The organism is Micromonospora sp. WMMA1923 (genome assembly GCF_049179195.1).
Taxonomy (GTDB): Bacteria; Actinomycetota; Actinomycetes; order Mycobacteriales; family Micromonosporaceae; genus Micromonospora; species Micromonospora yangpuensis.
Genome location: NZ_JBMHLZ010000001.1, coordinates 2962744 through 2981147, shown reverse-complemented (window position 1 = coordinate 2981147; position 18404 = coordinate 2962744). Strand labels below are relative to the sequence as shown.

14 protein-coding genes and 2 pseudogenes are annotated in these 18404 nt (G+C 71.9%); 13 read left to right on the top strand and 3 right to left on the bottom strand.

Going from position 1 to position 18404, the window contains the following annotated elements; translation table 11 throughout:
* The first annotated feature begins 83 nt into the window (after positions 1 to 83).
* From ACN28G_RS13430 to ACN28G_RS13415, 4 genes are read left to right on the top strand one after another with little or no spacing between them, the layout of a single operon-like run.
* On the top strand, positions 84 to 1127 hold the full coding sequence (locus tag ACN28G_RS13430; RefSeq protein WP_421479252.1) for a zinc-dependent alcohol dehydrogenase: 1044 nt from the start codon (positions 84 to 86) through the stop codon (positions 1125 to 1127).
* Positions 1124 to 1942 carry a sugar phosphate isomerase/epimerase family protein gene (locus tag ACN28G_RS13425; RefSeq protein WP_091439468.1) on the top strand — a complete coding sequence of 273 codons (819 nt, stop codon included), beginning with the start codon at positions 1124 to 1126 and terminating at the stop codon, positions 1940 to 1942. Before ACN28G_RS13430 ends, ACN28G_RS13425 begins: the two co-directional genes overlap by 4 nt.
* A gap of 14 nt (positions 1943 to 1956) precedes the next feature.
* Positions 1957 to 3294, top strand: a complete 1338-nt coding sequence (locus ACN28G_RS13420; RefSeq protein ID WP_421480900.1) for an MGH1-like glycoside hydrolase domain-containing protein — start codon at positions 1957 to 1959, stop codon at positions 3292 to 3294.
* An 11-nt stretch (positions 3295 to 3305) separates the two neighbouring features.
* A complete protein-coding gene (locus tag ACN28G_RS13415; RefSeq protein WP_091439465.1) occupies positions 3306 to 3797 on the top strand; it encodes a type II toxin-antitoxin system PemK/MazF family toxin in 492 nt (163 codons plus the stop codon).
* A gap of 25 nt (positions 3798 to 3822) precedes the next feature.
* Here ACN28G_RS13415 and ACN28G_RS13410 read toward each other — a convergent pair whose 3' ends face one another.
* Positions 3823 to 4455: a GGDEF domain-containing protein gene (locus tag ACN28G_RS13410; protein ID WP_091439462.1), complete on the bottom strand. Its 633-nt coding sequence runs from the start codon at positions 4453 to 4455 to the stop codon at positions 3823 to 3825.
* A 263-nt stretch (positions 4456 to 4718) separates the two neighbouring features.
* On the opposite strand from ACN28G_RS13410, the gene ACN28G_RS13405 reads away from it, so the two are divergent.
* From ACN28G_RS13405 to ACN28G_RS13375, 7 genes and pseudogenes are all read left to right on the top strand, one after another.
* The gene (locus ACN28G_RS13405; protein WP_091439461.1) at positions 4719 to 4958 is read left to right on the top strand and encodes a DUF397 domain-containing protein; all 240 of its coding nucleotides are present in this window, start codon (positions 4719 to 4721) and stop codon (positions 4956 to 4958) included.
* 132 nt (positions 4959 to 5090) lie between these two features.
* On the top strand, positions 5091 to 5969 hold the full coding sequence (locus tag ACN28G_RS13400; protein ID WP_373868413.1) for a helix-turn-helix domain-containing protein: 879 nt from the start codon (positions 5091 to 5093) through the stop codon (positions 5967 to 5969).
* 50 nt (positions 5970 to 6019) lie between these two features.
* Entirely contained in the window at positions 6020 to 7480 is a 1461-nt protein-coding gene (locus ACN28G_RS13395; RefSeq protein WP_091439456.1) for a serine/threonine-protein kinase, read from the top strand.
* Between the two features lie 109 nt (positions 7481 to 7589).
* A complete protein-coding gene (locus tag ACN28G_RS13390; protein ID WP_421479251.1) occupies positions 7590 to 8450 on the top strand; it encodes a DedA family protein in 861 nt (286 codons plus the stop codon).
* A gap of 423 nt (positions 8451 to 8873) precedes the next feature.
* Positions 8874 to 10223, top strand: coding sequence for an endo-1,4-beta-xylanase (locus tag ACN28G_RS13385; RefSeq protein ID WP_421479250.1), 1350 nt, complete (start codon positions 8874 to 8876; stop codon positions 10221 to 10223).
* Positions 10224 to 10906: 683 nt separating this feature from the next.
* A pseudogene (locus ACN28G_RS13380) lies at positions 10907 to 11041 on the top strand (TilS substrate-binding domain-containing protein); the annotation flags it as partial.
* Positions 11042 to 11405: 364 nt separating this feature from the next.
* Positions 11406 to 11996 carry a hypothetical protein gene (locus ACN28G_RS13375; protein WP_091439060.1) on the top strand — a complete coding sequence of 197 codons (591 nt, stop codon included), beginning with the start codon at positions 11406 to 11408 and terminating at the stop codon, positions 11994 to 11996.
* 124 nt (positions 11997 to 12120) lie between these two features.
* Here the strand turns inward: ACN28G_RS13375 and ACN28G_RS13370 are convergent.
* Positions 12121 to 14316, bottom strand: a pseudogene (locus ACN28G_RS13370) (ATP-binding cassette domain-containing protein).
* A 178-nt stretch (positions 14317 to 14494) separates the two neighbouring features.
* Between ACN28G_RS13370 and ACN28G_RS13365 the strand changes: the two are divergent.
* Positions 14495 to 15226, top strand: coding sequence for a MerR family transcriptional regulator (locus tag ACN28G_RS13365; RefSeq protein WP_421479249.1), 732 nt, complete (start codon positions 14495 to 14497; stop codon positions 15224 to 15226).
* 74 nt (positions 15227 to 15300) lie between these two features.
* Here ACN28G_RS13365 and ACN28G_RS13360 read toward each other — a convergent pair whose 3' ends face one another.
* Positions 15301 to 16572, bottom strand: a complete 1272-nt coding sequence (locus ACN28G_RS13360) for a hypothetical protein (RefSeq protein WP_421479248.1) — start codon at positions 16570 to 16572, stop codon at positions 15301 to 15303.
* A gap of 371 nt (positions 16573 to 16943) precedes the next feature.
* On the opposite strand from ACN28G_RS13360, the gene ACN28G_RS13355 reads away from it, so the two are divergent.
* Positions 16944 to 18323: a D-alanyl-D-alanine carboxypeptidase family protein gene (locus ACN28G_RS13355; protein ID WP_421479246.1), complete on the top strand. Its 1380-nt coding sequence runs from the start codon at positions 16944 to 16946 to the stop codon at positions 18321 to 18323.
* Positions 18324 to 18404 lie beyond the last annotated feature (81 nt).

Below are 18404 nucleotides of genomic sequence, written 5' to 3'. Positions count from 1 at the left end.
TCAACGCTCCGCATTGATCAATGACAAGACATATGGCGATTTTTTGTTCTACGATGGAGTCCGGTACTTCCGGGATGTGACTCATGGGCAATTACGTCGTTTCACTGGCCGGGCCCCGACGCGTCAGCCTCGAGCCCTGTCCGACGGAACCGCTCGGCCCCGGGCAGGTCCGGGTCCGCACCCGCTACTCCGGGATCTCCGCCGGCACCGAACTCACCCTCTACCGGGGCAGCAACCCCCGGCTGAGCAAGGCCTGGGACGACGTCAGCCGGATGTTCGTGCCCCGGCCCCGTGATGTCGTGCCGTACCCGCTGGTCGGCTTCGGCTACGAGGAGGTCGGCGAGCTGGTCGAGGTGGCCCCGGAGGTCACCGACCGGCATCCGGGGCAGATCGTCTGGGGCATCTGGGGGCACCGCGCCGAGGCGGTGCTGCCGGCCGAGGCGGTCACCCCGCTGGCCGCCGGGCTCGACCCGCTGGCCGGGGTCTTCGCCCGCCCCGGCGCCATCGCGCTGACCGCGGTGCTCTCCGGTGACCTGCACCTGGGGGACTGGGTGGGGGTGTTCGGCCAGGGCGTCATCGGGCTGTTGGCCACCCGGCTCGCGGTGCTCTCCGGGGCCCGGGTGGTGGCCGTCGACCGGTTCGCCAGCCGGCTCGACGTCGCCACCGGCTACGGCGCCGGTCTGGTGGTGGCCGCCGACAGCGAGTCCGCCGCCACCGTGCTGCACCGGGTGACCGACGGCCGGGGCGCCGACGTCTGCCTGGAGCTGTCCGGGGCGTACCCGGCGTTGCACGAGGCGATCCGGTCCACCACCCAAGGGGGCCGGGTGGTGGCGGCCGGTTTCTACCAGGGTCAGGCCGCCGGCCTCGGCCTCGGTGAGGAGTTCCACCACAACCGGATCCACCTGGTGGCCGCCCAGGTCTCCGGGCCGACCCCGGTGCCCGCGCTGGCCGGCCGCTGGACCGGCGCCCGCATCGCACACACCTTCATGGACCTGGTGGCCACCGGCAGCGTCGACCCGCTGCCCCTGGTGAGCCACGTCGTCGACGCCCGCGCCGTGGCCGACGCGCTGGCGTTGCTCGACCACGGTGCCGGTGACGTCCGCCAAGTCGTGCTGGAGTTCCGATGACACTCTCTCTCGCCTGCCAGGAGCAGCTGCTGCCCGGCGACACCCTGGAGCACAAGTTCGCCCTCGCCACCGCCCTGGGCTACCAGGGCATCGAGTTGCGGGGACGGGGTGACCTGCACTTCGCCCGCCGTCGACCCGAGCTACGCCGGGCGGCCGCCAACGGGGTGGTCATGCCGACCGTCTGCGTCGAGATGGACCACTTCATCGGTGACTTCGACCCCGCGCGCTCCCACGACGCGCTGGTCAACCTCCGGTCCCAGCTGTCGGTGCTCGCCGAGCTGGGCGGGGCCGGGGTGTGCACCCCGGCGGCCTGGGGGATGTTCTCCCGCCGGCTGCCGCCGTTCGAGCCGCCCCGCTCACCCGCCGGCGACCGGCAGGTGCTCGTCGACGCCCTGGGCGCGCTCGGCGAGCACGCCCGCGCCGAGGGGGTCACCCTCTTTCTCGAACCCCTCAACCGGTACGAGGACCACATGGTCAACCGGTTGGCGGACGCGGTGGCGCTCTGCGCGGCCGTCGGGTTGCCCTCGGTACGGGTCGTGGCGGACACCTTCCACATGAACATCGAGGAGGACGACGTCCCGGCGGCGCTGCGGGCCGCCGCGCCGTACCTGGGCCACGTGCAGGTCAGCGACTCCAACCGGTACCAGCCCGGCGCCGGTCACCTGGACTGGCGGGCGCTGCTGCGTACCCTCGACGAGCTCGGCTACCCGGGTTGGCTGGCGCTGGAGTGCCGGCTGCGCGGCGACCCGGTCCGGGCCCTGCACCAGGCGGCCACCGTGCTGCACAACGCCGAGCCCCGGCGGGCCGCCGCGTGACCGGGCCGTCCACCATGGCGGGGATCGATCCGGGCGGTACGCCGCCGACGGGTGCCGCCGAGCTGCGGGCGCTGGCCGTGGCCACCCTGGAGGGCAACTGGGAACACGACCACACCGTGCCCTCGCGCACCCTCTACCCGCACCAGTGGAGCTGGGACTCGGCGTTCATCGCCCTGGGCTGGGCCCACCTGCGTCCCGACCGCGCCTGGCGGGAGCTGCGTACTCTGTTCGCCGCGCAGTGGGCCGACGGGCGGGTGCCGCACATCGTGTTCAACCCCGCCGCCCGGGTCGGGTCGTACTTTCCCGGGCCGGACTTCTGGGACTCGGCGGTGGCCGACGGGGCTCCGGCGGTGGCCACCTCCGGCCTGGTCCAGCCGCCGGTGCACGCGCTGGCCGCGTGGCTGGCCTACCGGCGGGCGCCGTCGGCAACCGCCCGGTCGGCGTTGCGGTGGCTCTACCCGCGGCTGGTGGCCCAGCAGCGCTACCTGACCGTGGCACGCGACGTCGGCGGTGCCGGGCTGGCCGCCATCGTGCACCCGTGGGAGTCCGGGCTGGACAACAGCCCGGCCTGGGACGAGCCGCTGGCGGCGGTACCGGCCGACGCCGCGGTGCTGCGGGCGTACCGGCGGCACGACACCGCGCACGCCGACGCCGCGCACCGCCCGACGGACCTCGACTACGCGCGGTACGTGGCCCTGGTGGAGTCCTACCGTGCCGGGCGTTACCGCGACGAGGGCCTCGTCGGACGGCATCCCTTCCTGGTCGAGTGTCCCCTGGTCAACACGGCGCTGGGGGCCGCCGAGCACGCTCTGGCCGAGATCGCCACCGTGGTCGGCGTCGACCCGGGTGGGCACCGCGAGCGGGCCGGGCGGATCACCGCCGTCCTGGTCGAGCGGCTCTACGACCCGGTCACCGGCACCTTCCACCCGCGTGACCTGCGCACCGGCCGGCTGGTCCCGGCGCGCACCGCGCTCGGCCTGGTCCCGCTGCTCCTGCCGGACCTGCCCGCCGGTCAGGTCGAGGCGGTCCTGACCGAGGCCCGCTCACCACGCTTCGGGCTGGCCGCCCGGATGGACCGGCCGTTGCCCAGCCACGACCGGACCGCGCCGGACTTCGAACCGCTGCGGTACTGGCGCGGGCCGAGCTGGCTCAACCTCGGGTGGCTGCTCTGGCAGGGGCTGCGCACCCACGGCCGGCCCGAGCTGGCCGCCGGGCTGGCCGCGTCGATGACCGCTCTGGTGGCCACCGCCGGCTGCCACGAGTACTTCCACCCGGACACCGGGGCCGGTCTCGGTTCGCCGCGGTTCGGCTGGACCGCGGCCCTCCTGCTGGACGTCCTGGCCACCGGCTAGGCTGCCGGGTCGTGGCAGGTCTGTTGAGGAACGTGGCGGCGACGATCAGCCGGGTGGCCCGAGGTGGGGCCGTGCCGGCGCAGCGGGGTGTGCCGACTCCGGCCCGGGTGGCCCGGCCCCGGCAGGTGTCGGCCCTGCAACGCCGGCAGCTCACCTACGCACCGGAGTTGGACGGGCACGCCGACCCCGGCGAGGTGGTGTGGACCTGGGTGGCGTACGAGGACGACCCCCGGCAGGGCAAGGACCGTCCGGTGCTGGTGGTGGGCCGGCAGAGCCGTACCCTCTTCGGGTTGATGCTCTCCAGCCAGGACCGCGACGGCCAGCGGCACTGGCTCGCGCTGGGCCCGGGGGAGTGGGACCGCGACAACCGCCCGAGCTGGGTACGCCTCGACCGGGTCCTGACCATGCGCGAGGACGGCATCCGGCGGGAGGGCGCGGTGCTCGACCGGGCCCGGTTCGACCGGGTGGGTCAGGCGCTGCGCGCCGGGTACGGCTGGCAGTGACCACCGCCGTGGTGGCCGGGACCGGTCAGTAGTCGGCGAGCTGCCGGGCCGACCGGGTGCCGCTGAGGCTCTTGGCCCGGTACATCTCGGCGTCGGCGCGACAGAGCGCCTCGGATAGCTGCGCCGCCCCGGTCACCGGGGCCAGGCCGACCGACGCGGTGACCCGTAGGCTCAGCGTGCCGAGCTGGATCGGCGCGGCCATCGCCTCGCAGAGCCGTCGGCTGGCGTGGTCGAGCCACCGCCGGTCCACCGTGGGGCCGACCAGCAGCCCGGCGAACTCGTCACCACCGAGCCGGGCCACCAGGTTCTCCCCGGCGAAGGCGGCCAGCCGTTGCGCGACGTTGATCAGCACGTGGTCACCGGCGGCGTGTCCGTACCGGTCGTTCACCTGCTTGAAGTCGTCGAGGTCGAGGACCACCGCGATCAGCGGTGTGCCGGCGGCGTCGGTGAGCAGCGTCGCGGCCAGCCGGTAGAACGCCCGCCGGTTGGGCAGCCCGGTGAGCGGGTCGTGGCTGGCCGCGTGGCGTTCGGCGGCAAGTTCGGCCTGCAGGAGGGCGATCTCCGACTCGGCGCGGACCGCACGGCGACGCAGTTGCCAGGCCGAGAGCAGGGCCCCGGCGGCGGAAACGCCGGATGCGACGGTCAACGGATCCGGCACGGGACCTCCCTTCGCCGCAGCTCCCTCAGGCCTCGGCGGGCGGCGGTCGACGCACCGGGCCGGGCCTTGTTTTCCCTGGTCAATACCGGTCCAGGGGTCACTCTGAGTGAACGGACACCTACACCCACGTTCGGCTATCATGCTCCCTGTCCAATGCAGATGCAATAGCAGATGCACGTGCATTTGAGTCCGGGTTCAAACGCTTCCTCGCCGACTCCGCTCCTCCCCACGGCACCGGCAGGCTCTGGAAAGAAAGACGCCTCATGCAGCCACCACCGAACGGCGTTCCCACCAGTCAGCTCCCACCGTTGAGCTGGCAGAAGAGCCGGCGCAGCAACCCGAGCGGCAACTGTGTCGAACTCGCCGAGCTGCCCGGCGGCACCGGCATCGCGCTGCGTAACTCCCGACACCCCGAGGGACCCGCGTTGATCTACACCGTGGACGAGATCACCGCGTTCGTGTTGGGCGCCCGGGACGGGGATTTCGACCACCTGATCGGCTGAGCGCCCGGCTCACCCGGCGTGCAGAACACGGGCACCCAGGGAGTTCTCCTCACCGTCGGTCCATGGCATGCTTACACGTCGGTCGGGCCCAGGCCCGACCGGCGGTGGCAGGCGGAGGGGCGGCACGTGACGATGGTTCCAGTCGAGGGCGGTCCGGCGACCGGCCCCACCGTGCTACGCATGCTGCTCGGTGCCCAGTTGCGTCGGCTGCGCGAGGGACGGGGGGTCACCCGGGAGGGTGCCGGCTGGGAGATCCGCGCGTCGGAGTCCAAAATCAGTCGGATGGAGCTGGGGCGGGTCGGCTTCAAGGAACGCGACGTGGCCGACCTGCTCACCCTCTACGGCGTCACCGACCAGCAGGAGCGTGAGGCGCTGCTGAAGCTCGCCCGCGACGCCAACAACCCTGGCTGGTGGCACCGCTACGGCGACGTGCTGCCCACCTGGTTCCAGTCCTACCTCGGGCTGGAGGCAGCCGCCGCGCTGATTCGCAGCTACGAGGTGCAGTTCGTCCCCGGCCTGCTGCAGACCCGGGAGTACGCCCGCGCGGTGGTGCTGCTCGGCCACCGCCGGGCCGCCACCGACGAGCTGGACCGCCGGGTCGACCTGCGGATGGAACGCCAGCAGCTGCTCCGCCGCCCCCGGCCGCCGCAGCTGTGGGCGGTGGTGGACGAGGCGGTGCTGCGCCGGCCCATCGGCGGGCCGGAGGTGATGCGGGGTCAGCTGACCGCGCTGATCGAGGCCACCCGGGCGGCGCACATCCGACTGCAGGTCATCCCCTTCGACGCCGGTGGACACGCCGCCGCCGGCGGGGCGTTCACCATCCTGCGCTTCGGCGACCAGGACCTGCCGGACATCGTCTACATCGAGCAGTTGACCAGCGCGCTCTACCTGGACAAGCGCGAGGACCTGGACTACTACGCGGTGGCCATGGAACGGCTCTGCGTCGAGGCCGAGCCGCCGGAGCGTACGCCGGAGATCCTCACCCGGATCCGGGACGAGCTCTACCGCTGACCTGTCGGTCACTGGTGGGCGATGGGCCGGACCAGGCAGACTGGAACATCATGTCGCCGTTCACCCCCGCGCTGCGCCTGCACGGCCGGTACGTCCTGGCCGAACGTATCGGCCTGGGCGGGATGTCCGAGGTGTGGCGGGCCGACGACGAGGTGCTGCACCGGCCCGTCGCGGTCAAGGCCCTGGTGGCGCAGTTCGCCGTCGACCCCCAGCTGCGGGCCACCATCGGGCGCGAGGCCCGCACCGCCGCCCGGCTCACCCACCCCCACATCACCCAGGTGTACGACTACGGCGAGGCGACGCTGGCCGGCGGCGTCGTCGTGCCGTACCTGGTGATGGAGCTCGTCGAGGGGGTCAACCTCGCCGACCGGCTCGCCACCGGGCCACTGCCCTGGCCGCAGGCGGCCCGGCTGGCCGGTCAGGTGGCCGCCGCCCTGGCCGTCGCGCACCGGGTCGGGGTGGTGCACCGCGACATCAAACCCGGCAACGTGATGCTCACCGAGACCGGGGCGAAGGTCCTCGACTTCGGCATCGCCGCCCTCGCCGGGCCGCATCCGCTCGCCAGCGCCTCCGGTGAGCTGTTCATGGGCACCCCCGCGTACACCGCGCCGGAGCGGCTGACCCCGGGGCCGGCCGACCCGGCCAGCGACGTGTACGCCCTCGGCGCGCTGCTCTACCGCACCCTCACCGGCCGCACCCCGCTGCCGGTGCGCAGCTTCACCGACGCGATCGAGGCGCACGCCCGGCGTACGCCGGTGCCACCGCCGGCGGTCCCCGGTCTGCCCACCGAGCTGGCGGCGCTGGTGATGGCCTGCCTGGCCGAGGAGCCGGCCCGCCGGCCGAGTGCCGCGCGGGTGGCCGCCCGGCTCGGTGCCGCCGGCCCGACCGACGCGCCCACCGCGGTCGTTCCGGCGACGGCGGCCAGCCAACCGCCGACCCTGGTCGAGCGGGTCGCCCGTCCGTCCGCCCGGCCCGCCCCGGCCGGTGTCCCGGGTCGTCCCCGGTCGGGGCTACGGCTGGTAGGTGTGCTCGCGGCGGTGGCCCTGCTGGTGCTGGCCGGTTTCGTGGGGGCGTTCGGGCTGGGCGGGGAGCGGGACCGTTCGGTCGCCGGGACCCCCAGCACCGCCCCGTCGGCGCCGGCTCCGGCGTCCCGTCCGTCGACCCCGGCAGGCCCGGCGACCTCGGCTCCGGCACCGTCCAGGTCGGCACCCTCCGCCGACGCGTTCGGCATTCCGCGCACCGCCGCCGGGGTGGCCGCCGAGTTCGTCGCGGTGCTGCTGCGCGCGCAGCTCAGTGGCGACATCGACCGCCGCACCGCCGACGAGTTGCGGGACCGCGCCGGCCGGCTGATCGGCAGCCGGCCCAAGGACGTGGAGAAGCGCGTCGAGGACCTCACCGAACGCATCGATCGGGCCGCCGAGCGTCAGCAGATCGGTGCGGCCACGGCCGAACGGTTGCGTGACCTGGCGGACGCCTACGGTGACCTGCGCGACGACGAGGACGACGACTAGCGCCCCGCCGCCGACGACGGCCCGCTCCGCCCTCGGCACGCGGCGGCGCGGGGCCGTACGGTAGCCGGGTGGATTTCTGTGCTGGGTCTCGAAGCCATACGGTTGTCTCATGATCAGTGGGTGGCAGTCGTGGGCGGCCGACGGTGGCAGTGCACCGCCGTCGGGTGGGATCACCGGGTACGTCGTCGGTCTGATGGAGACCCTGGGCGGGCCGGGCGCCGGCCTGGCCGTGGCGCTGGAGAACCTCTTCCCGCCGATCCCGAGCGAGATCATCCTGCCGCTGGCCGGGTTCACCGCAAGCCAGGGCAGGATGAGCCTCTTCGGGGCGATCGCCTGGACGACGCTGGGCGCGGTGGTGGGCGCGCTCGCGCTGTACTACATCGGCGCGCTGCTCGGCCGGGACCGGATGCGGGCCATCGCCGAGAAGCTGCCCCTGATCAAACTCTCCGATGTGGACCGGACCGAGGCGTGGTTCATCAAGCACGGAAAGAAGGCCGTCTTCTTCGGCCGGATGATCCCCATCTTCCGTAGCCTCATCTCCATCCCGGCCGGGGTGGAACGGATGCCGGTGGGCACCTTCCTGCTCTACACCACGGCCGGCAGCCTGATCTGGAACACCCTCTTCGTGCTCGCCGGCTACTTCCTCGGTGAGAACTGGCACCTGGTGGAGACGTACGCCGGTGTCTTCCAGAAGATTGTCATCGTCACCTGCGTGGGTGCCGCCGGGTGGTTCGTGGTCTCCCGGATCCGCCGTGCCCGCCGGGGCGACGACGCCGCCGTCGACGCCGGGGTCCAACCCGCCACCGGGTACGACCTCGGCCTGGACCTCGGCTCGGATGTCGAACCGGTGTTCGGCACCGGTGCCGAGGACCGCCGGGGCGGTTCTGGTCAGCCACCCGCCGGCACGGTGTACCGCAGCCAGTGGGCGGCCTCCGGCGATGACGCACCCGGCGGCTGGCCCGGCCACTGACCCGTCCGCAGTTCGGTCCGCCGGTCGGTGCGTGGGCCGGTGGGTGCGCGGGTCGGTGGGTGCGTGGTCGGTCGCTGCGCGGGTCGGTGGGTGCGCGGGTCGGTCGCTGCGTGGGCCGGTGGGACTTCCGGAGAGTTCCGGTAGCTGTTGCCGGCCGGCCGTCGGCGGTGTCGCCGACGGCGGTGGGTTCATCGGCGACGGTGACGCCGCACGTGCACGGCAGGGCTGGGACGCTGCCGGGCAGCGGTCGATAGTTTCCGGAAGTCGTTGACGCTGTGGAAACACCGCTGTAATACTTCCAATCATTCAGGTCGATGTTATCCGCCTTGTCGGACATGACGCGATCCTGCCCACCACCACCCGCCAGACCGGCTTCGTCGATCCGCTCGGGGCGTCCTCCGGACCTGGCAGAAGGGGCATCAGATGAGCAAGAAGTCTGCCGAATCCCGCCGGCCCCACCGGCTGCGTAACGCGCTCGTCGTCTCGGCCGTCGGCCTGCTGACCGCGGTGGGTGCCGTGGTCCTGCCCGGTGGCACCGCCAGCGCTGCGAGCACCCTCGGCGCGTCCGCCGCCGAGCAGGGCGGCCGGTACTTCGGCACCGCCGTCGCCGCGAGCCGGCTGAGCGACTCGACGTACACGACCATCCTGAATCGCGAGTTCAACCAGGTCACCGCCGAGAACGAAATGAAGATCGACGCGCTGCAACCGCAGCAGGGCCAGTTCTCGTACGGCAACGCCGACCGGATCGTCCAGCACGCCCGCAGCCGGGGCATGCAGGTACGGGGACACACCCTGGCCTGGCACTCGCAGCAGCCCGGCTGGATGCAGAACATGTCCGGCAGCACCCTGCGCAACGCGATGCTCAACCACGTGACCACGGTCGCCACCCGCTTCCGCGGCCAGATCGCCTGGTGGGACGTGGTCAACGAGGCGTTCGCCGACGGTGGTAGCGGCGCCCGGCGCGACTCCAACCTGCAGCGCACCGGCAACGACTGGATCGAGGCCGCCTTCCGGGCCGCCCGCCAGGCCGACCCGAACGCCTCGCTCTGTTACAACGACTACAACATCGACAACTGGAACGACGCCAAGACGCAGGCCGTCTACCGGATGGTTCAGGACTTCAAGAGCCGGGGCGTGCCGATCGACTGCGTCGGCCTGCAGTCGCACTTCACCGGCGGCTCGAACTACCCGAGCAACTACCGCACCACGCTGTCCAGCTTCGCCGCCCTCGGCGTCGACGTGCACATCACCGAGCTGGACATCCGCAACGCCCCGTCCGAGGCGTACCGCAACGTGGTGAACGACTGCCTCGCGGTCGCCCGCTGCAAGGGCGTCACCGTCTGGGGCATCCGTGACTCCGACTCGTGGCGCTCCAACGAGAGCCCGCTGCTCTTCGACGGTTCCGGCAACAAGAAGGCCGCCTACAACGCGGTGCTCACCGCGCTGAACAGTGGCACCGGCAACCCGACCACCCCGCCGACCAACCCGCCGGGCGGAGGTGGCTGCACCGCCTCGATCACCCCCGGCCAGGTCTGGGGCGACCGGTACAACACGTCGGTGACGGTCAGCGGCGCCAGTAGCTGGTCGGTGGTCGTGGCCATCACCTCACCGCAGAGGATCTCCTCCACCTGGAGCGGCAGCCCCAGCTGGGACGGCAGCGGCAACGTGATGACGATGCGCTCCAACGGCAGCGGCGACACGTTCGGGTTCACCACGATGATGAACGGCAACTCCAGCGCCCGCCCGACGATCAGGTCCTGCACCGCCGGCTGACCGGGTCGCCCACGATCCGCCCTGAGACACCGCACCGTCGGACCGTGCCGAGCAGCCCCGGCTGCCCGGCACGGTCCCGTGCGTGGCAACCGAGTCCGTTTCGCCGGTCGGTGGGCGGCGCCCGTGCCGCAGGCTGGCGGGCCGACCTCAGTCCCGCCGGTCGGTGGGACGTCGTCTGCCCCGCCGGCCGGCGGGCCGATGTCCCGATTCCGCCGGTTGCTGAGCTGTCGTCCGTCCTGCCGGTCGGTGGGCCGATCCGGACCGTCGGCGCAACGGTGATCCAGGCGACCTCGCCCCCGGAGCCGCGCTTCGCAGCGGGTGGGCAGTTCGTAGATCTTGGACACTTACCGTTCAAATAGGACGGTAAGTGTCCAAGATCTACCGCTTCGGTACGGGCGGGGCGGGTTGCGACCGCGTGGTGGGTGCGCGTTGCCACCGGGACGTCGGCGGCGGCTGGACGAGCTCCGCGTCGGCACCTGTCCGGGGCCCCGCTCTCTTTCGGTGGTCGTGACACCCGGCCAAATCAAGGACAAAACGGTCGTCACGCATGTCGGCAAGTGTCGGATGTCGTCCGCGAACCCGTCCGAGACCACTACGACAAGGACGTTGCCGTCTGCCGGTCGGGCGCGGGGTCGGACGGCTTGGCGCACCCGTAGGCGGCCGAGCGCCAGGCTGACTTCGCCGCCGCTCTGTCGCACCGGCATGTCGCCGCGCTCGACGCGTTGGTGACCGCCTGGCGGGGCCAGGGGGCGGTCCATCTGCCGGGTGGTCTGCGGGTGGTCCGACGTGACGGGCGGCTCGTCGTCGAAGACCGGTGATTCCGGGTCGTCGGTCGGCGACCTCGACGTCCGGTTTTCCGGGGAGTCTTCGGGTGATTCAGGGCCGAATGTCGGGTTCGTGGGGCCGGAATGGGTGCGGGCCGGGGGTCGTTACACCCTGCGTACGACCGAGTAGCTCGGCGGTTCGGCCTGCGGGCCGGGCCGGGTGGGCCCGCCGGGGAATGACGGTGGGTGGTCGGTCGTTACATCTGGACCCGGCGCGGTGAGCGGTGTTCTTCTCTGCTCCCGGCCGGCGAATTTCCCCTTGTTTTCTTGTTGGTGGGCGCCTCGTGGTGCTCGCATCCGCACCGGTGTTTTTTCCCCCTTGTGGTGTGGGTGTCGACCCCCAGGTTGGAGCTTTCTCATGACCACGATCATTCGTAGGAGTGTGTTGGGTATCGCGGGTCTGGCGGTTGCCGGTGGTCTGGCGGCGGGTCCGCTGAACCATCAGGACGCCACCCCGGTGACCTCGGGTCTGGCTCCGGTGGCCGCGGTGCAGGAGTCGAAGCCGGACACGGCGGCTCTGTTGCCGCATGGTGAGCCGTCGGGTCAGTCGCGTATCGAGTTGAACGACGAGCAGGTGACCAACACGAAGGAGATCATCGCGGCGACGAAGAAGGCCGGGATGGACGAGCGGGCCGCGGTGGTGGCGATCGCTACCAGTCTGCAGGAGTCGAAGTTGGAGAACCTGGGTCATCTGGGTGACCGTAACGATCATGACTCGCAGGGCTTGTTCCAGCAGCGTCCGTCCAGTGGTTGGGGGACGGTGGAGCAGATCACCGATCCGCAGTATGCGACCACGGCGTTCCTGAAGGGTCTGAAGCAGGTCGATGGCTGGGAGGACATGTCGTTGACCAGGGCCGCGCAGACGGTGCAGGTGTCGGCGTTCCCGGACCACTACGCGCAGTGGGAGAAGCAGGCCGCTGACCTGGTCGCCGAGCACTGGAACAGCTGACCCCCGCGATACAGGCTCAAGGCCGACTGGCCGGTACCCCCCACCCGGGGGTACCGGCCAGCGGCGTCCCCACACCCGGCAGCGGCCCGGGACCGGCGGACCGGACCAGCCGTGGCGCTCCGCCTCACTGCCGGCTGTGGCCGACGTACTCGCGCAGGTGACGGGCGGTCAGGGTGTCGCTGTCGGCGACCAGTCCGGCCGGCGTACCGGTGAAGACCACCCGGCCCCCGTCGTGCCCGGCGCCCGGCCCGAGGTCGATGATCCAGTCGGCGTGCGCCATCACCGCCTGGTGGTGCTCGATGACCACGACGGTGTTGCCGGCGTCGACCAGCCGGTCCAGCAGGGCGAGGAGCTGGTCCACGTCGGCCAGGTGCAGCCCGGTGGTCGGCTCGTCCAACACGTACGTGCTGCCCCGCTCGGCCATGTGGATGGCGAGCTTCAGCCGCTGCCGTTCGCCACCGGAGAGGGTGGTGAGCGGCTGGCCCAGGCTGAGGTAGCCCAGACCGACGTCGGTGAGCCGGTCGAGGATGACCCGGCGGACCGCTGGGGAAGAAGTCGCGGGCCTCGACGACCGACATGGCGAGCACCTCGCTGATGTTTTTGCCCCGCAGCCGGTAGGTGAGCACCTTGGCGGTGAACCGTCGCCCCTCACACTGCTCACAGACCGAGGCCACCGCCGCCATCATGGCCAGGTCGGTGTAGACCAGCCCGATGCCCTTGCACGTCGGGCAGGCCCCTTCGGAGTTGGCGCTGAACAACGCCGCCTTGACGCCGTTGGCCCTGGCGAAGGCGGTCCGGATCGGGTCCAGCAGACCGGTGTAGGTGGCCGGGTTGCTGCGCCGGGAGCCGCGGATCGCGGACTGGTCTACCACCACCACCCCGCGGCGGCGCGGCAACGAGCCGTGGATCAGGGAACTCTTGCCGGAGCCGGCCACGCCGGTGACCACGGTCAGCACCCCGAGCGGAATGTCGACGTCCACGCCCCGCAGGTTGTGCAGGTCCGCGCCGCGGATCGGCAGCTGACCGGTGGGCCGGCGAACCGTCTCCCGCAGGGTGACCCGATGGTCCAGGTGTCGGCCGGTACGGGTGCCGGAGCGCCGCAACCCGGCGACGTCACCGGTGTAGCAGATCCGCCCGCCGTCCGGCCCGGCGCCCGGCCCGAGGTCGACCACGTGGTCGGCGATCGCGATCGTCTCCGGTTTGTGCTCCACGACCAGCACGGTGTTGCCCTTGTCCCGCAACCGCAGCAGCAGGTCGTTCATCCGGGCGATGTCGTGCGGGTGCAGCCCGACGGTGGGTTCGTCGAAGACGTACGTGACGTCGCTGAGGCTGGACCCGAGGTGGCGGACCATCTTGACCCGCTGCGCCTCACCGCCGGAGAGGGTGGCCGACTCGCGGTCCAGGCTGAGGTAACCCAGGCCGATCTCCACAAGCGAGTCCAGGGTCTCCCGCAGGGTGCCGACCAGCGGTGCCACCTCGGGATCGGCTACCTCCCGCAGGAACTCGGCCAGGTCGCTGATCTGCATCGCCGCGCACTCGGCGATGTTGCGTCCGGCGATCCGGCTGGCCAGCGCAGCCTGGTTGAGGCGGGTGCCGCCGCAGTCGGCGCAGGTGGCGAAGGTGACCGCCCGGTCGACGAAGGCGCGGATGTGGGCCTGCATCGAGTCCCGGTCCTTGACCAGGTACAACCGGCGGACCTTGACCACCAGGCCCTCGTACGTGATGGTGCTGCTGCCGACCTTGAGCTTCGTGGCCGGCTTGTGCAGCAGGTCCTGCCACTGCTGCGGGGTGTAGTCCTGCAGCTTGACGTCCGGGTCGAAGAGCCCGGAGTGGGCGAACTGCTGCCAGTACCAGGAGTCGACGGCGAAGTTCGGCACCGTGATCGCCCCGTCGTTGAGGGAGCGTTCCCGGTCGACCAGCTCGTCCACGTCGAGGTCCGACACCCGGCCGAGGCCCTCACAGGTCAGGCACATCCCCTCGGCCAGGTTGAAGCTGAAGGCGCCGGCCGATCCGGCGTACGGCGCTCCTGGTCGACAACGATCGCGGCGCTGAGGTTACGCAACGAATCCACGTCGGGTCGGCTCAGGTTGGGCATGAACGACTGGAGGAACGCACTGTACGTCTCGTTGATCAGGCGCTGGGACTCGGCGGCGATGGTGCCGAAGACCAGGGACGACTTGCCGGAGCCGGAGACCCCGGTGAAGACGGTGAGGCGACGCTTGGGGATGTCGACCGAGACGTCGGCGAGGTTGTTCCCGCGCGCGCCGCGTACCTCGATCACGTCGTGACTGTCGGCGGCGGACCGTGCTGGCTGCTGCATGCGAACCCTTCGCGAGATTCTGGGCAGGGAGGATCCCGCCGGTATCCGGTACCGGCCTGGCCGCATTCAATTGTCTCATTCAACTTCATATAGAGGGTTTGGAAGATCGTCAACGCTCGTCCGCCGCCGATATGACGGTGAAAGTCTCAACCGCACGTGGAGTCGCTAGGCTTGGCCGGTGACGGGTCGGGTGGACGAGCGGGGTCGGATCCGGGGCGTGGACCTCGCGGCGACGGTCGGGATCTCCGTGCAGCAGGTGCGCAACTACGTCGACCTCGGGGTGCTGCCACCGGTGTCGCGTACCCCGAGTGGTTACCGCGTCTTCACCACCGCGCACGCCCGGGCGCTGACCGTGGCCCGGCAGGTGGCCGAGGGGCACGGCTGGACGCGTACCCGGGAGATCATGGCGGCGGTCCACCGGGGTGACCCGGCGGCGGCGCTGGCGTCGCTCGACGGCGGCCACGCGGAGCTGGACCGGGAACGGGCCGACATCCGTCGGGTGCTGGCCGCCTTCGAGACCGTGGTGGCCGGCCCGGCTCCCGCACCGGTACGCCGTCGGGGGAGCCGCATCGGCGAGGTGGCCGCGCTGGTCGGCGTGCGCACCTCCCAGCTGCGGGTCTGGGAGGCCCGTGGCCTGCTGCGCCCGACCCGCCAACCGGGCACCGGCTACCGGGTGTACGACGAGGCCGAGCTGCGGGCCGCGCAGGTAGTCACGCTGCTGCGCCGGGGTGACTACCCGTTCGACATCGTGCACGCGGTGCTGGACGAGATCCGCTCCACCGGCAGCCCGCAGCGGGTCCGGGCCGAACTCGCCCGGCGGGAGCAGGAGCTGAACCGGCGCAGCCTACGGCGACTGCGCGGGTCGTCCGCTCTGCACGACTACCTGGTGGAACTCGGCCTGACCGACTGAGGGCCGGGACGGCGCGACGGGCGGCACCCGGATCGGGTACCGCCCGTCACCGTCCCCGCCCGGGACGTCTGTGATCAGTTCAGGCCGCAGGTGGCAAGCTCCAGCGGCGGGACGGGGCGCTCGCCGGTGACCCGGCCGATGTTGGTGGCGATCCGGTTGATCACCGCGATCCGCTTGTCCTCCAGCGGGCCGAGGATGGCCAGCTGGACGAAGTTGGGGCCGCCTTCGGGGCGGACGGCGAGCTGGGCCAGCCGGGTGTTGGCCTCGTTGATCTGCTGCTGCAGGTTGGCCAGCTCCTGGTTGACGCCGGCCTGCGCGGCGGCGGGGACCGCGCCGATGCGGCCGGTCACGTCGGGGCAGTTCACCGTCTGGGCGCCGGCCGGTGCGGCGTTGCCGTTACCCGCGTTGCCGTTCCCGTTGCCCGCGTTGCCGTTACCCGCGTTGCCGTTGCCCGCGTTGCCGTTACCGGCGTTGTTGCCCGCGTTGCCGGCGTTGTTGTTTCCGGCGTTGCCGTTTCCGGCGTTGTTGCCCGCGTTGCCCGCGTTGCCGGCGTTGGCCGGTGCGTTCACCCCACAGGTCGCGAGGGCGTCCAGGCCGGCCGGGGCGGCGGCACCGAGCCGGGTGAAGCTCTGCCGGATCCGGTCCAGTACGGCGATCCGCTTGTCCTCCAGCGGGCCGAGGATGGCCAGCTGCACGAAGTTGGGGCCGCCTTCGGGGCGGACGGCGAGCTGGGCCAGCCGGGCATTGGCCTCGTTGATCTGCTGCTGCAGGGCGGCCAGCTCCCGGTCGATGTTGGCCTGCGCCGCCGCCGGCACCGCGCCGATGCGACCGGACACGTCGGGGCAGTTCACCGTCTGTGCGCCGGCCGGTGCCGCAGCGTTGTTGTTGCCCGCGTTGTTGTTCCCGTTGCCCGCGTTGTTGCTGCCCGCGTTCGGGTTGCCGCTGGCGGCACCGTTGGACAGCGCACAGGCGGCCAGGCCCTGCAGGCCGGCCGGAGCGGTGCCGCCGACCCGGGTGATGTTCAGGGTGATCCGTTCGAGCACCGCGTTGCGCTTGCCGGCGATGTCACCGAGCTGCTGCTGGGCGGCCCCGGGCTCCCGGGCGAGGCGGGCGTTGACGTTGGCGATCTGGTTCTCCAGGTTCCGCAGCTCCTGGTCCACACCGGCCTGCGCGGCCGCCGGCACCGCTCCGAGCTTGTCGGCGACGGTCGGGCAGGTCACCGACACGGCGGTCGCCGAATTGTCGTCGGCAGATGCCAGTTGCAGTCCCGCGCCGAGCAGCAGCGCCGCGAAGGCACCGACACCGGCGATTTTCAGGACGGCGTTCTTCTGCGTACGCCTGGCCATGTACCTCTCCTCTGACTGACCCGCCGATGCAGTCAACATGGGCGTGACTGCCTGCGGAAACGGCGATGCGATGTGGCGCGGGAACGGTATTCGGGCACCACTGGCTATGGTGACCACCATGGCAGTGGATCGAGGCGTACGACGCCTGCGATCCGTTGCCCGGAATTGCCCCGGGTCCGCTCCGGCAATGGCGGACCCCGCTGTTCCGTCCTTCCGGCGATGGATACGGAACCGGCGCGGGAGGAGTTCAACGACGCGCGGATTGTTTTTGTCGGCCGCCCTCGGCTGTGCACAGAGGAGCCCCAGGTGACCTTCGGCAGCGCCTGTCGAGCTGAGTCAGCCACGACATCACCGGGCGTTAGGGTCACCCCATGAGAGTTCGGCTCCCGGCCGCCATGCTGGCCGCCGTCCTGCTGACGGCTCCCGTTCCGGCCGTTGCCGCGCCGACAGCCGCGACTCCAGTCGCTGCTGGGCCGTTCGCTGCCGTGCCGTTCGCTGCCGCGCCGGGTCCCGGGACGCCGGCTCCGGTGTCGCCGCCGTCCGGGGCGGTCACCCCGGACGGTACGGCGGCCGCCGCCGGAGGGGCGGTGCCCTGCCCACGGGTGGCCGCACCCAAGGTCACCCGGTCGCCCCGACCGACCCCGCCGCCGGCGGTACCGCCGGACCGGGTCGTCGGTGGGGCCGCACTCGACACCGCCGGGCTGGTGGTCCCGCCCGGCACGCCGGCGCCACCGGCCATCACCGCCACCTCGTGGCTGGTCGCCGACCTGGACACCGGTGCGGTGCTGGGTGGCTGCGGCCCGCACGAGTACGCCACCCCGGCGAGTGTGCAGAAGCTCCTGCTGGCCGCCACCATGATGCCGAGGCTGGACCCGAAACAGATCGTCACCGCGACCCCCGCCGACCTGGACATCGCCCCGAACTCCTCGGCCGTCGGCCTGGTGGCGGGAGGCCGCTACAGCGTGGAGACGGTCTGGCTGGGACTGCTGTTCAACTCCGGCAACGAGGCAGCCAACCTGCTGGCCCGCCTCGGCGGTGGGGCCGACGGTGCCGCTGGCGGGGTGCGGGCGATGAACGAGCAGGCCCGGCGGCTCGGTGCGTTGCAGACCCACGCGGTCACCCCGTCCGGGCTGGACGGTCCCGGTCAGTTCACCAGCGCCTACGACCTGGCGCTGATCGCCCGGGCCTGCTTCGCCGATCCCACCTTCCGCCGGTACGCCCGAGCCGAGCGCACCCGGATCCCCGCCCAGCCCGCGTTGAAGCAGAAGGGCTTCCAGATCCAGAACGAGAACCCGCTCATCTACCGGTACCCGGGTGCGTTGGGCGGCAAGACCGGCTTCACCGACTACGCCCGGCACACCTACGTCGGCGCGGCCGAACGCGACGGCCGCCGGCTGGTGGCCACCCTGCTCGGCGCGGAACCCCGGCCGATGCGCGGCTGGGAGCAGGGTGCCGCCCTGCTCGACTGGGGTTTCTCGCTGCCACGGGAGGCCACCGTCGGGCACCTCGTCGAGCCGGGGGAGCTGGACGGTGCGGCTCCGGCCCCGACCGGGGTAACGGCCGAGCCGGAGCCGTTGCCGGCGGGCACGGTCCGCCCGGCCGCCGCCCGTCCGGCCCGTGACGACAGCGCCGCCGACCGACGCCCGCTGACCATCGGGTACGCCGCCGGCACGGTCACCCTGGCCGCACTGGTGCTGGGGCTGGCCCTGGTACGCCGCCGACGCCGCACCGACCGGCCCCGGACACGGTGACCCGTGGTGGCCGGTGGCGTACGACGACCCGTGGTGGCCGGTGGCGCGGTGTTGCCGGAGCGGTGACTTCCCGTCGTTGTG